The sequence below is a fragment of the Bifidobacterium sp. MSK.17.10 genome, assembly GCF_019129655.1.
GTDB lineage: Bacteria > Actinomycetota > Actinomycetes > Actinomycetales > Bifidobacteriaceae > Bifidobacterium > Bifidobacterium adolescentis.
Genome location: NZ_JAHOJD010000002.1, coordinates 21,727 through 36,410, shown reverse-complemented (window position 1 = coordinate 36,410; position 14,684 = coordinate 21,727). Strand labels below are relative to the sequence as shown.

Here is a 14,684-nt window from a genome sequence, read left to right as displayed (position 1 = left end):
GGCCGACGCACCGCCACCGCTTTGCGGCTCAGCCGGTGATGACGACCACATTCCAGCGGCCGATCGTCAGCCTGTCGCCCACCTCGACCTTCGAGCCCTCTTTCAGGGCGATCGCCGCGGTGGCGGATTCATCGACGGTGCCGTCGGTGCCCACCACCACCGGAGCGACCACCACATCGCCCGACACCGGGCTGTCGATGGTGACCTCGTCGGCGGAGTAGTTGAGCAGATACGTCACCTGCTCGCCGCGGGCGTTCGTTCCGCGGCGCACCGTCACCTGTCCGGCGAGCGCGGTGCCGGCATCGGCGATGCCCGCGTGTTCCACGGCTTCGCGCAGGACGGCGCGGATGGTGTCGGCGCCGAGCAGGGTGGCGATCCATTCGGCGTCGCCCTTGCCGAAGCCATGTCGGGTCACCGCGGCGTAATCCTTCCACGCGTAGTGGCCGTAGCTGGCGAGCACGTCGGTGCCGTCGAATGGGGTGACCAGTTCGATGAGCGCCTGCGCGTCGCTTGCCGGGGTTTTGGCGAGCGTTCCGGCGAATTCCACGGATACGTGGCCGTTCGGGCGGGTGAATTGGTTGTAGGTCATGCCGAACACGTCGGTGAGGTTGTGCGGCGCGCGGTCGTGCCATACGGTCACCTCGTCGTCGGTTACGAAGGAGCGCATGGTGGAGACAAGGTGGCCGCCGCTGGAGACGAATTCGCGCAGACGGTCGGTTGTTTCCTGCGGAGTGCAGTACAGTGCCGGGGTCACGATCATCTCGTATTTGGCCAGGCGTTCGGCCGGCGCGTCGGACGGGATGAAATCGCATTCCACGTTGAGTTCGAACAGCGCGTCGTAGATGTTGCGCACCACGTCGTTGTACTTGAGGGTGCCGCCGAATGGGAAGCCGGCCTCGATGAGGAACCAGTCGAGCGCGGTCAGCGATTCGTTGCTGACCATGATGGCCACCTTGTTGTGCTTCTTCAGGTGGACGAGCCGCTCCCCCACTTCCGGTTTGGCGATCTCGCGGCCGAACACGCCCGCCTCGCGGTAGGTGGGATTCGGTTCGAGGTCGTGGCTCAGCAGGCCTTTCCAATATGTTTCAAAGGAATTGTGGATGGAGTGCCAGTGCCAATATTCCACCATGTCGGCGCCGGAGGCGAGGTGGGAGTAGGCCTGCAGGCGCAGCTGGCCCGGGAACGGCACCCAGCCGTGCTGGCCCTGGGCCTCCGTTTCGAGCACCAGGTAGTTCCTGCCGTTTTTGGTGGAGCGGGTCATGTCGCCGCCGAAGGCGATCTCCTTGCCGGTCAAATCGTCCTCAGTCGGGTGGTAGATGTCCACGCCGGTGATGTCCACGGCGGTCGAGGCCTTGAAGTGGTCGACGGCCGGCTGCACGCCGTAGGAGTATCCGCGCCATTCGAAGTCGAAGTTGTGGGTGATGAACTGGTCGTCATGCGCGTATTCGCGCACGATGTCGGCCTGCCACTGCAGGAAGGCGCGCACCTGGTCGCGGCGGAACTTGTCGAATTCGCCGCCCAGGGACTCGTTGATGGTGGCGGTCACGTCCGGGAAGTCCTCCCAGGAGTCGATGCGGTTGGACCAGTAGTCGAGGCCGAAGTGGTGGTTGAGCTCGTCCAGATCGCCGTGGAACTTCTCGCGCAGGTACTTGACGAACAGGCGCTGCATGTCATCGGAGACGGAATCGTAGTATTTCGTCTCGTTGTCCACCTGGTAGCCGATGACGGCCGGATGGTCGGCGACGTGGGAGATGAGCTTGCGGATCACGCGTTCGCCGTAGAAGCGGTAGGTGGCGTTGACGATGTCCATGATCTGGCGCGCGCCATACTTGCCTTGGCCGCTCGGGGTGACCGCGAGCACGCTCGGGTCGAGTTTGACGAGCCAGCTGGGCACCGCGTAGGTCGGCGTGCCGACGATGACGTCGATGCCGGCGCGGTTGGCTGCGTCGAGCGCGCGGTCCACGTAGGTGAAGTCGAATACGCCCGGTTGCGGTTCGCAGGTGCTCCATGTGGATTCGGCGATGCGGATGACGTTCAGTCCCGCAGCCTTCATCATCGCCATGTCCTCATCGATGCGGTCAATGCCCTTCATCATGAGATATTCGTCGTAATATGCGGCGCCGAACAGAATGTGGTCTGCCTCGTAACGGCCCATGAATCCTCCATCGTCCTCGTTGACTTTTATATCTAACAGTCATTAGATATAGGAACTATATATCTTCCGAAACAAATCGTCAAGTACCGCAGATTTTCAGGCGTTTCTTAACTAACAACCATTAGATATATGTCTTCTGAAGGATTACCGATATCCGTCCCACACCGGCGAGGGGAAGATCATCCGCTCGAAGACGAGCCACTCGTCGTACAGGTCGATCGGCGGCTTGCGAGTCCACCGCAACTGGATGCCATCCATCGCCTCGATGCATTGCCGCACGATCGGCCGCATATTGTCCCATCCGCCGATCTGCGGCGGCAGCTTCCATGCGAACCGCGAATAATGATCCCACGTCAAGTCCGGTCGGTTTTCGAAATACTCGTGCAGTGGATGGTCCGCGTTGAACGATTCGGTTTCCAAAACCATGTACAGCTGCAGCAGGCTGCGGCGTTGCGCATTGTACCGGACCAGGAACCGCAGATAGGCAGGGAACAGCATGCCGTCCGAATCGCTGCCGGGCAATCCCGACTCGGCGAAGTCTGCAGGCGTGCCCTGCTGGTCGTAGTTATCGGTGACCAGCAGCGACAACAACCGCTCCTTGTTGCCGATGTAGTGCAGCAGTCCGGGCTGGCTCATGCCGATGGCGTCGGCGATGTCCTTGAGCGACGTGCCGTAATACCCCTTCTCGCCGATCAGCCTGCCCGCCGCCGCGATGATTTCGCGTTTGCGCTCTTCGGGCGATTTACGAACCCGCTTTTTCCCCTCGGTAACCATATGGAACAGCGTACCATCGGACGGGCCCTCGGCCGGTCACGCCTGGAAGACGTCCGGATGCTTCGGGTCGCCCGGTTCGTCGGCGAGCACACCCTCAAGGCCGAGGAACTCCTGCCAGAATTCCAGCGAGTTGCCGTATGGGATGGCCTGGCTTCCGCGCGCCTGCAGGTTCGCCTTGGCCTCGAACACGTCCTCCTCGCGGATGCCGTCGAAGTAGCTTTCCAGTCGGTCGAGATTCGTCGGATCGTAGAACAGCGAGCCGATGATTTCAGTAAGCCGCTCGGCGCGGGCCACCGGCAGCGAATCCCAGTGGCGGAATTCGATGAAGTTCTTCAAACGCACGTCGTTGAAGTGCGTGGAGATCACATGGTTGATCTCGTACGCGTTGAGCTCGCGGTCCGGGTACACGTCGTTCGCGTTCTCGTAGAACGCCGGATGGTGCAGATCGGTTCCGGACACCGCCAGCGCTTCGGGCGTGTGCGTCAGGTCGGCGAACATCATCGGCGTGGACAGCACGTCCACCGCGTAATCCTCCCAACCGAAACGCGGGTCGAACAGGCCGGGGATGACGTTCGTGCGTTGGAAATCGAGATAATCCCACATGCGTTGGCGCAGCAGCGGATACGGGTTCTCCCTGCCTTCGAAATACGGGGTGTTGCGGAAGAACCATGCCAGAATCGGGCCGATCACCGTGCCCAACCGCAGTTTGGCGATCGCGTCCTGTTCCGAAACGTAGTCGATGCTGACCTGTGTCGAAGCGGAGCAACGCATCATGCACGGACCGAACTGTCCGACACGTCCCAGGTAGGCGGTCATCGCCTTGTACCGGTCCTTCGGATTGACGGGAATGTCGGCGTAACTGGATTTCGGTTGGTAACCATAGTTGACGAGTCGGAAACCAAGTTCTTCGAGGATGGGGTCGACTTCGCGGCGGAACGCGCCGTACAATGTGGCGAGCTCCTCCGGCTTGTGCAGGATGCCGATGGACGTTTCCAACTGTCCGCCCGGTTCCAAAGATACGGAGATGCCGTCACGGGCGAGTCCGACCAGTCGCCCGTTTTCCCAGTATTCCTTGTTTTCGTCGTAATACGGGCGGATGCGGTTGAGCAACGCTTCAATGCCGTTGCTTTCGTAGTAGGTCACCGCGGTATCGTCGCTGTTATGTACCGGCAGGTGTTCGATTTCCACGCCAAAACCGCCGGTGCCGCGCTGTTGGCAGCCGGATTCGAAGAATTTGATAAGGCTTTCCACATGCTTCGGATTCGGCTCGGTCAGCAGGTGCGCGTACGTGATCTTTGGCGTTGTCATAGTGGCCATCCTAACGAAAAGCGCCATTCGCAACGCAGGCTACGCTATACGGAAAATCGATAACCGACCATCATTCCCCATCGATTTGGCTGGCGATTTGAATGCCGATTCGACGACCATCGATTTTACGATCGCCGAATCAGCCGTCGATTTGGCGGCTCAGATACCGTCGAACCGACGTCGGAAAGTTTCCCAACGTCGGTTCGACGGAAATAAGAATGGCGATTCAAGCGGCCTTCTCGCTGTTGCGCGCCTCTTCGGCTGCGCGGTGCGCCTTCTTGGCAGCGGAGATCATCAGCTTGATGCGGTTGAGCTGGTTGGCTTCCGAAGCGCCCGGATCGTAATCGATGGACACGATGTTGGCTTCCGGATGCAGTCGGCGGATCTTGCCGAACATGCCTCGGCCTGTCACGTGGTTCGGCAGGCAGGCGAACGGCTGCGCGCACACCACGTTCGGGCATCCCGATTCGATGAGTTCCAGGATTTCCGCGGTCAGCAGCCAGCCTTCGCCGGCCTGCACGCCCACGGACGTGACCTCGTCGGCCTTCTTGACCAGTTCAGGCATCGGCAGATCCTGCGAGAACTTGCCGTGAGCCAGATCGATCGCCTCGCGTACCGGAGCGTTGTACAGGTCGAGGCCCTTGCGCATCAGCGCATAGCCGATCTTGCTGCCGCCCATGCCGAGGTAATGCTCGTTCCAGTCGGAAATGTACGGTCGGGTGGTCATGAATTCCATGATGCCCGGCACCACGGCCTCGCAATCCTGCGATTCGATGACGTCGACCACATGGTTGTTGGCGTCCGGCTGGTACTTGACGAGGATCTCGCCGACCACGCCGACGCGCACCTTGCGCGGCTCGTCCTTCAACGGCAACGAGTCGAACGACTTGACGATCTCCTTGACGAGCGTCGGATACGGCAGGTATTCCTTGCCTATGAACTTGCGTGCCGTCTTGGAACGACCGTGGTTCTCGAGCGTCTCGCGCACGATGGTGTCCCACGTCTTGTACAGCTGGTTCGCGCTGCCGGGTGTCACTTCGTACGGACGCACGCGGTACAGGCACTTCATCAGCAGATCGCCAACGATAAGCGCCTTGATGGCACGATGCAGCAAAGCCGGCGTGGCGGTGAAGCCCGGGTTGTCCTCGATGCCCTGCGTGGAGATGGCGATCACCGGAATCTGCGGATAACCGGCGTCCACCAGCGCCTTGCGAATCAGGCCGAAGTAGTTGGTGGCACGGCACATGCCGCCGGTCTGCGTGATGGCGAGCGCGGTGTGGTCCGGATCGTATTTGCCTTCCAGAATCGCGTCCACGAGCTGGCCGATGACCATGATGGCCGGATAGCAGGCGTCGTTGTTGACGTATTTCAGGCCGGTTTCGACGTCCTCACGGCTGGCGTGCTCCAGAATGTCGAACTTGTAGCCGCCGGAGCGGATGACGGATTCCACCAGAGAGAAGTGGATCGGGCTCATCTGCGGAGCCACGATGGTGTAGTCCTTCATGTTCTTGCCGAACGGGATGCGGTTCGCGTACTTGGACAGGGTCGCCGAGTTGTGTGCGGACGCGCCCTTGCCATTTGTCTGCGTTTTGGCGGTTTCTTGCGATTCGCCCTTGCCGTTTTCCGCCGCGCGCTTGGATGCGGCCGTGACGGCTTCGGTGAGTTTCGGATTGGCTTTCATGACGGTGTCGAGCATGACCTGGCGACCGGGGGTCGGCGCTTCGGTGCCGGTCTTGCGGAATCCGTCGTTCTTCTTGTTGCGTTCACGCTCTTCGACGGCCGCCTTAAGCGAGCGCAGACGGATTTTCGCCGCACCCAGGTTGGAGACCTCGTCGATTTTGAGCATGGTGTACACGTCGGCCTTGTCCGCCAGGATCTCGGACACCTGGTCGGTGGTGATGGCGTCGAGGCCGCAGCCGAAGGAGTTGAGCTGCACGAGCTCGAGTCCCGGATAGGAGGCCACGAAATGGGCCGCCGCGTACAGACGCGCATGGTAGGCCCACTGGTTGGTGACGCGCAGCGGCATCTTGGTGACCTTGCGGTCGTCGACGTGGCGGAAGCCGTTCGCGTTCTTCTTGCGGGGATCCTCTTCGCCTTCGGCGAGGAATTCGCTCAGGTTGAGCTTCTCCCCCGGCTGCAGTTCGCAGATGGAGTCTTCGGACAGCACCACCATGCCGAGCGCGCAGATGGTTTCCGGAATGCCGTGGTTGATTTCCGGGTCGACGTGGTATGGGCGGCCGGCGAGCACGATGCCCTTGCAGTCGTGTTCCTTCATGTAGGCGAGGGCCTTGAGGCCTTCCATCTGCACGTCGTGCTTGAACACCTCGTTTTCGGCGTAGGCGGCCTTGACCGCGGTCTCGGCTTCCTCGCGGGTCACGTTGGCCCAGGCGAATTCCTCGACGATGCGGTCCACCATGAGCTCATGGTTGGCCATGTTGAAGTACGGGCGCATGTAGCGCACGCCTTCCTCGCGCAGTTCGGGCATGTTCGCGCCGATGACCACCGGATAGTTGGCCACGACCGGGCAGTTGTAGTGGTTGTCGGTGTTGGGAACGAAGTTCTCCTCATAGCTCACGCACGGGTAGAAGATCGTCTTGATGCCCTTGTTGAGCAGCCACTTGATGTGGCCGTGCACGAGTTTGGCCGGATAGCAGATGTTCTCGGAGGCGATCGATTCGATGCCGGTTTCGAACAGTTCGTGCGAGCTGCGGCCGGAGATCATCACCTTGAAGCCGAGCGAGGTGAGCAGCGTGAACCAGAACGGGTAGTTCTCGTACATGTTGAGCACGCGTGGAATGCCGATTTCGCCGCGGGTGGCCTTCTTGTCGGTCAGACGACGGTAGGCGAAGCAACGCTTGTATTTGTAGTCGTACAGGTTGGGCCTGTCGGAACGCTGCTTCTTGGAATCGCCGCCGCGTTCGCAACGGTTGCCGGTCACGTAGCGGGAGCCATCCTGGAACGTGGTGATGGTGAGCTTGCAGTGGTTCTGGCATAGCTTGCACACGTCGCGTTCGGTGGTCATGGACAGGTTGTCGAGCTCGCTGCCGGACACGATGCTGGACGCGGTATGCGTGACGCCGTCGATGTCGACGGTCTTGCCTCCGTCGGCGTCCGCGTCACCATCGTCGAGTCCGTCGGCGATGTCGATGTAATGCATGCGCGCGGTCAGCGCGGCACCGTATGCGCCCATCAGGCCGGCGATGTTCGGTCGGGTCACCTCACGTTCGGTGAGCAGCTCGAAGGCGCGCAGCACGGCGTCGTTGAGGAACGTACCGCCCTGCACCACCACGGTGTCGCCCAGCTCGCCGGAATCGCGCAGCTTGATCACCTTATACAGCGCGTTGCGCACCACGGAATAGCACAGGCCCGCCGCGATGTCCTCCATCGAGGCGCCTTCCTTCTGCGCCTGCTTGACGGAGGAGTTCATGAACACGGTGCAGCGCGAGCCCAGGTCGACCGGATGCGTGGAGTTGAGCGCGGCCTGCGTGAATTCCTCAATCGTCAGTCCCATGGACTGCGCGAACGTCTGCAGGAACGAGCCGCAGCCGGACGAGCATGCCTCGTTGACGGCGATCGAATCGATCACGCCGTCGGAAATCGCCAAGTATTTCATGTCCTGGCCGCCGATGTCGATGACGGCGGTAACGCCCGGCGAGACCATTTCCGCGCCACGATAGTGCGCCATGGTCTCCACCACGCCCTCGTCCAGGTGCAGGCCGGTGGTGATGAGGCCTTCGCCGTATCCGGTGGCGCAGGAGCGTGCTATCCACGCGCCTTCCGGCAGCTGGCTTTGAATCTGCTTGACGATGTTGACAGCGGCCGTCAGCGGGCTGCCTTCGTTGGTGGCGTACGACGACCATACGATTTCGCGGTCGTCGTTGACGAGCGTCGCTTTGATGGTGGTCGATCCGGCGTCGATGCCGAGGAAGTGCGGACCTTGCGCGCCTTCCAGCGTGCCGATGTGCACATGCTCGCGGTGGTGGCGCTTGTTGAACGCCTCACGGTCCGCTTCGGTCGGGAACAGCGGAGGCATGGTGGGGGTGTTGGCCGGCAGATTCTTCAGGTCTTCAAGGCTTTTCAGAATATCGGCGCAGGTGCGTGCTTCGAAATGCTGGCCCTCCTCAAGCTGGTCCGGTTCGCCGGCGAGCAGCGCGGAGCCGAACGCCACGTACAGGTGCGCGTCGGTCGGCACGATGAATTCGTCGACTTTGTCTTCGAGCGCGCGGTGGAACGCCTCGCGCAGTTCGGACATGAAGAACAGCGGACCGCCCAGGAAGATGACGGTGCCGTGGATTGGTCGGCCGGACGCCAGACCTGCGATGGTCTGCGTGGCGACCGCCGTGAAGATGGATGCGGCCAGATCGGGCTTGGCCGCGCCGTCGTTGATGAGCGGCTGAAGATCGGTTTTGGCGAACACGCCGCAACGGGAGGCGATCGGATAGAGCGTCTCGTAATGCTTGGCCATGTCGTTGAGGCCAGCCGCGTCGGTGTCGAGCAGGGTGGCCATCTGGTCGATGAACGCGCCGGTGCCGCCTGCGCAGGAACCGTTCATGCGCTGTTCCGGAGTCGGCTTCAGATATGTGATCTTGGCGTCCTCACCGCCAAGTTCGATAATGACGTCGGCTTGCGGATATTCCTCGTCGATGGCGCGGGTCTCGGCGATGACCTCCTGCACGAACGGCACATGGAGATTATCGGCCAAGGCAAGGCCGCCGGAACCGGTGATGGCCAGACGAATCGGCTCGTCGCCGCGGCCACGGGCCTCAAGTTCTTTGTGGATGTCCTCCAGCAGGCCCGCCACGGTGGCACGCACGTTGGCGTGGTGGCGACGGTAATCGGAGAAGAGCACCGCGTCGAGCGAATCGGTCTGATCGAGCACCACGGCCTTCACCGTGGTGGAACCGATGTCAAGACCTACGCGCAACGGCTTCGTATCGCAGGTGTTGTCTGCGGTAACTGCTGCTTCGACCATGTACTGTACCTCTATCGTTCTCATCCGCCGGGTTGCGTCCGTGCCAACACGAACGCCCTGCCCCGGTTATCCAAGTATGTAATGGTAGTCTGTGCCCCTGCCTAATTCGGCACGGTATCGCATAAAGTGCACGACACGACGCATAATTAGACAACGAATATAGTCAGCTTGCCTAATTCCAACCGTTCGTATACGAACCGTTCAAAACCATTCAGGAAGCCGCCCCCTCCCCCGCAGCGCGGTCCTTGCCGTAGATTTCGGGAATGAACCGCGTCTGATCGTGTAGTTTCGACCACAGCACCACCTGCCCGCTTTCCAACGACTTGGGCACATCGATGATGCGCTGGTTGGAGCTGCCGCGAAACTGCAGCAGCGAATCGTGCAGATCCTTGATATACCGGCCATCCACGAGGATATCGATCTGTTCGAGCAGTTCACGCTTGTCGGGGCTTTCGCCTTCGCGCATGAGCTCCTCCCACGTGTAGCCCGTCCAGCACCAAATGTCCTTGGTGCGGCCGAACCGCTCCCGGATCTTGCGTGAAAGCGGCAGCAACACGCCGGTGTTGAGCAGCGGCTCGCCCCCGAGGAAGGTGATGCCCTGCACGTACGGCAGGCTCAGATCGGCCATGATCTGAGCTTCGAGCCGGTCGTTGTATTCGTGGCCGGCGCGGAAATCCCAGATCGACGAGTTGTAGCAGCCTTCGCAGTGGAATGGGCAGCCGGAGACGTACAGCGAGCAGCGGATTCCCTCGCCGTCGGTCATGAGGAACCGCTTGTAGTCGGCGATCATGTTGTGGCTCATCGCGTTCGTCCATTGTCCGGCACGCGGGTTGCTGGCGCGGTTTGTCGGAATGAACGGCCCGCGGCCGGTTTCGCCGGCCGCGAAATCACGGCGAGACACAGCGGGATCGGCGCTGCTTACCATACGTTGCTCCTGAATTGCCTGTTGTTTTGCGATTATTGCGATTGATTACTTGGCTTCCTCGAACCATTCGCGTTCGGAACCGTCGTCAAGGGTGACATGGCCGGTTTCGCCGCTCATGTGCTTGACGCGGTGCGCGATTTCCTCGTGTCGGCCGTGCACCATCGGGCGCTGCACCGGATTGCCGAGGTAGCCGCAGGTGCGCTTGGTCACGTTGCAGCGGTCCGGGTCGGAGTTGCCGCATTCGGGGCACTTGAAGCCTTCTTCGGTCGGTTCGAAGTCACCTTCGAAACCGCATTCGTAGCAACGGTCGATTGGCGTGTTCGTGCCGAGATAGCCGATGCCGATGGTGTAGGCGTAGTCCCACACCGCTTCGAGCGCCTTCGGATTGGCCTGCAGGCACGGGAATTCGCAGTAGTTGATGAAGCCGCCGGACGCGTAGTACGGGAAGTCCTTCTCGTAGTCGAGCTTCTCCATCGGCGTGGGCTGCAGCCACACCGGGTAGTGGAAGGAGTTGGTGTAGAAGTCGTGGTCGGTGACGCCGTCCACTTCGCCGAACTTCTCGCGGTCCATGCGGTTGAAGCGGTCGGTGAGCGATTCGGCCGGCGTGGAGTACACGGAGTAGTGGTAGCCTTCCGCGGTGCTCCAATCCTTGCACAGCTCGTTCATGCGCTTGACGATGGACAGGGCGAATTCCTTGCCTTCCGGATCCCAGTCGTGGTCGCGCATCCAGTCCTTGCCATAGAACACGCTGGTCGCCTCATACAGGCCGATGTAGCCGAGGGACACGGTGGCGCGTTCGTTGCGGAACAGCTGATCAACGCTGTCGTTGGCGCCGAGACGGCCGAATGCGCCGAAGCGGAACAGGGTCGGGGCGTTGACCGGAGTGGCCTGCTTGCAACGCATGATGCGGAACTGCAACGCCTGATGGGCGACGGTCATGCGCTCGTCGAAGATCTTCCAGAAGCGGTCCTTGTCTCCGTGGGATTCCAATGCGATGCGCGGAATGTTCACGGTGACCACGCCGAGGTTCATGCGGCCGTCCTCGACATCCTTGCCGGTCTTCGGGTCGATCCAGCCCTGCAGGAAGGAACGGCAGCCCATCGGCGCTTTGAAGGAGCCGGTGATCTTCACGATGTTCTCGTAGAAGATGACGTCCGGGTACATGCGCTTGGTGGCGCATTCGAGGGCCAACTGCTTCAGGTCGTAGTTCGGGTCGCCCGGATCGGCGTTCACACCGTGCTTGATGGTGAAGACGAGCTTCGGGAAGATGGCGGTGTGATGCTCGGAACCGAGGCCGCGGATGCGGTTGAGGAAGATGGCGCGCTGGATTTCGCGCGCGAACCAGTCGGTGCCGAGACCGAAGCCGACGGTCACGAACGGGGTCTGGCCGTTGGACACACGGTTGGAGTTGATCTGGTATTCCATGGTCTGCATGGCGTCGTAGATGGCCTTGCGGGTCTGGATCTTCGCCCAGATCTCACGCAGCTGCTGCAGACGGTCGGACGTCTTGTCGAACGGCTCGTCCATCGGCAGTGCCGGACGATCCTTTTCGAAGTGCAGGCGCTTCGGCTCGACGGCCTTGGCCATGCGCACCTGACGTTCGGCGATCTCGATCGGCAGATCGTCGGGCATGATCTCGTGGGCCTGCTCAAGGAACTTGTCGTAGTCCTTCTTGGCGTATTCGGCGAAATGCTCGTCGGCGCGGTTGGCGGTCTGTCCGCCGTACTGGCTGGAGGCCACGTCCTTCATGATCTGGGTGATCTGCGTGGCGGCGATGGAGATGCTGTTCGGCGAACCCATCGGCGCGTTGCCGAGGGTGAAGCCATTGGCCAGCATGTCCCAATAGTTCGGCAGCGAGCAGTTGGACTGCGCGGTGAACGGCGAGTAATCGGCGTCGTGGAAGTGGATGTCGCCCTTCATATGCGCGTTGGACACCGCATCCGGCAGCATGGAGAAGGCGGACGCCTTGGACACCGCGCCGGCCAGCAGGTCACGCTGGGTGGAGTAGACGTTGGAGTCCTTGTTGGCGTTCTCACGCACCAGAGCCTCGTCGCGGTCCACCAAGCGGCGCACGGCCTCGTTGATGTCTGTGGCCTTGGCGCGCTCGATGTCCTTGTTCAGACGGTAGTTGGTGTAGGTGCGGGCCACGTCGTACAGATGATCCTCGATCAGCCCATGCTCCACGAGGTTTTGGATGTCCTCGATCTTCGCCGGACCATTGTAACGGTCCTTGATTTCGGCCTCGACCTGATTGGCGATGTCGCGAATCAGCCGTTCCTCCTGAGGACCGATTTTCTTGTCGAGGTCGGCGAAAGCCGATTTCACCGCGCTGATGATGTTGATCGGATCGAAATCGACCACACGCCCGTCGCGCTTCTCGACAAGCACCTTGACCATTTCCGGCGCGTTCTCGGTTTCGGTCGCAACGCCTTCCAGAGTCTGGGTTTCCATGTATATTTCCTTTCCGGGCCGGACCCATCCGGCTAGGTTTCATGCTTCGTCCGCATGCCCGTTCGTATCTACAGATGCACACTCTACGCCAAGGTCGGCACTAAATGTAGTGTCACCACGCCGCTAGAGAAACTATATATTCTACTTTTGGCGAGATTTCGCCATTTTGTACCTTGTGTGACAAAAGTAACGATTTCATCTCGGAGTGTCGTTTTGACACAGCCCCACACACCGTACTATCTTCACGCACGGAGCATTCGCAACACTCGAACATATGTTCCATTTGTCCGCAAGATGATGGAATCTTGACTTATGACTTGGAACCCGGATTACAACCCACCGACGGCGCAGCGGACGTCGAAGCCGCTGCCCCGTCTGGCGTCGGAAACCACCGCCGACAACCCTTGGCCGGTGAGCCTGCTCAGCGAGAAGTTCTACACGGCGGTCGAACGTTGGCCCTCCGTATGGGTGGCCGGGCAAATCACGCAGATCAACACGCGTCGTCAGGGAAGCGCCTACATCACGCTGCGCGACGACCAGCAGGACATCGCTATGGAAGTCAACGGCTTCGGACGGTTCGCCGCGGCGGCGGCGCCGTTTGTGCAGGGCGACCGTGTCATCATCCACGGCAAGCCGAACGTGTGGATGAAGCGCACGTCGCTGTCGTTGCGCGGCGACGCGATCATCACGGCCGGCGCGGGCGGCAGTCTGAAGGCCATGATCGACGAGCTACGCAAGAAGCTTAAGGGAGAAGGTCTGTTCGACGCCGATCGCAAGAAGCCGTTGCCGGAATTTCCGCATTGCATCGGCTTGATCTGCGCGCCGCAGGCACGTGCGGAAGGCGACGTCATCACCAACGTGCGTCTGCGTTGGCCCGTCGTCGGCTTCAAGGTGACGCATGTGCACGTGCAGGGCGAGCAGTGCCCGTCGGACGTGGTAGCGGCCATCCGGCAGCTGGATGCCGATCCAGATGTGGATGTGATCATCGTGGCGCGTGGCGGCGGCGCTTTCGAAGATCTGATTGGCTTTTCCGATGAGAACGTGGTGCGCGCCGCGGCGGCGGCCCACACTCCTCTGATTTCCGCCATCGGGCATGAGGACGATTGGACCCTGCTGGATTTGGTGGCCGACCTCAGGGCCTCCACGCCGACCGACGCAGCGAAGAAGGTCGTGCCGGACGTGCATGAGCAGATGCAGCTGATTCAGGTGAACCTGGACCGCATGCGCATGCGCATCGACGCCACCGTCTCCAACGAGACCAGGCTTATCGAAGGCTACGCGAACCGTCCAAGCCTCACCCAGCCGCTCACCATGTTGGAACCGCATCAGCGTTTCCTTGATGACGCACGCACAAGAATGCGGATCGGTCTGACCCGTATTCTTGACGACGCGAGCCTGACCATCGAGAAAGCGCACGCGTCGCTGACCGCGCTGAGTCCGCAATCCACGCTTGACCGCGGGTACGCGGTGGTGCAATGCGCCGACGGGCATGTGCTTGACGACGCGGACAAGGTGAAGACGGGCGACCAGCTGACCATGACCTTGAAGCACGGCATCGTCGTGTCTGAAGTGAAAACCGTAACGAAGGAGTAGCACATGAGCAACGAAGCAGCACCGGCATCCAGCCTGACCGACAAGGAACGCGAAGCAATCGCGCAGATGCCATACGAGGAGGCGCGCGACAAGCTCATCCAGGCCGTGCAGGCGTTGGAGGCGGGCGGCCTGAACCTCGACCAGTCCATGCGGCAGTGGGAGATCGGCGAGGCGTTGGCCAAGCGCGCGCAGAGCCTGCTTGGCGAGGTCCGAGCCAAGCTCGACGCCGTGCAGGCAGAGCAGGCCACCGCGGCCAACACCGCAGGCACGCAAGACAATCTGGCCTGAGCATCCGTCGCGGCACAGCCGCTCCCCTCACCTACGGACGTTCCACCGGAACGTCCGTCAAACGGCTTGAGCCCGAACAATCAGGTCCGATTACCCGTCATGTCGAGTCCATATTGTGTGTACAATGGTGACTCGTTGCCTCAGTAGCTCAGTGGATAGAGCACTTCTCTCCTAAAGAAGGTGTCGTAGGTTCGATTCCTATCTGGGGCACTTTTTCA

8 protein-coding genes and 1 tRNA gene are annotated in these 14,684 nt (G+C 61.1%); 3 read left to right on the top strand and 6 right to left on the bottom strand.

Going from position 1 to position 14,684, the window contains the following annotated elements:
• Positions 1–28: 28 nt before the first annotated feature.
• From KSX58_RS01640 to nrdD, 6 genes are all read right to left on the bottom strand, one after another.
• Positions 29–2,155, bottom strand: coding sequence for a beta-galactosidase (locus KSX58_RS01640; protein ID WP_117801118.1), 2,127 nt, complete (start codon positions 2,153–2,155; stop codon positions 29–31).
• Positions 2,156–2,299: 144 nt separating this feature from the next.
• Entirely contained in the window at positions 2,300–2,929 is a 630-nt protein-coding gene (locus KSX58_RS01635) for a TetR/AcrR family transcriptional regulator (protein WP_151905463.1), read from the bottom strand.
• Positions 2,930–2,965: 36 nt separating this feature from the next.
• Entirely contained in the window at positions 2,966–4,237 is a 1,272-nt protein-coding gene (locus KSX58_RS01630; protein WP_117779732.1) for a glutamate-cysteine ligase family protein, read from the bottom strand.
• 226 nt (positions 4,238–4,463) lie between these two features.
• A complete protein-coding gene (locus KSX58_RS01625) occupies positions 4,464–9,209 on the bottom strand; it encodes an acyl-CoA dehydratase activase-related protein (RefSeq protein WP_217736238.1) in 4,746 nt (1,581 codons plus the stop codon).
• 211 nt (positions 9,210–9,420) lie between these two features.
• Complete coding sequence (gene nrdG / locus KSX58_RS01620) at positions 9,421–10,134, bottom strand: anaerobic ribonucleoside-triphosphate reductase activating protein (RefSeq protein ID WP_003811120.1); 714 nt, start codon at positions 10,132–10,134, stop codon at positions 9,421–9,423.
• 45 nt (positions 10,135–10,179) lie between these two features.
• Positions 10,180–12,531, bottom strand: a complete 2,352-nt coding sequence (gene nrdD, locus KSX58_RS01615; RefSeq protein WP_227561800.1) for an anaerobic ribonucleoside-triphosphate reductase — start codon at positions 12,529–12,531, stop codon at positions 10,180–10,182.
• Between the two features lie 366 nt (positions 12,532–12,897).
• On the opposite strand from nrdD, the gene xseA reads away from it, so the two are divergent.
• The 3 genes from xseA to KSX58_RS01600 all read left to right on the top strand — a co-directional run bounded on the left by xseA (position 12,898) and on the right by KSX58_RS01600 (position 14,676).
• A complete protein-coding gene (gene xseA, locus KSX58_RS01610) occupies positions 12,898–14,178 on the top strand; it encodes an exodeoxyribonuclease VII large subunit (protein WP_003811123.1) in 1,281 nt (426 codons plus the stop codon).
• Between the two features lie 3 nt (positions 14,179–14,181).
• Positions 14,182–14,466, top strand: coding sequence for an exodeoxyribonuclease VII small subunit (locus KSX58_RS01605; RefSeq protein ID WP_217736239.1), 285 nt, complete (start codon positions 14,182–14,184; stop codon positions 14,464–14,466).
• Positions 14,467–14,603: 137 nt separating this feature from the next.
• Positions 14,604–14,676: transfer RNA gene (locus tag KSX58_RS01600), tRNA-Arg, on the top strand.
• Positions 14,677–14,684 lie beyond the last annotated feature (8 nt).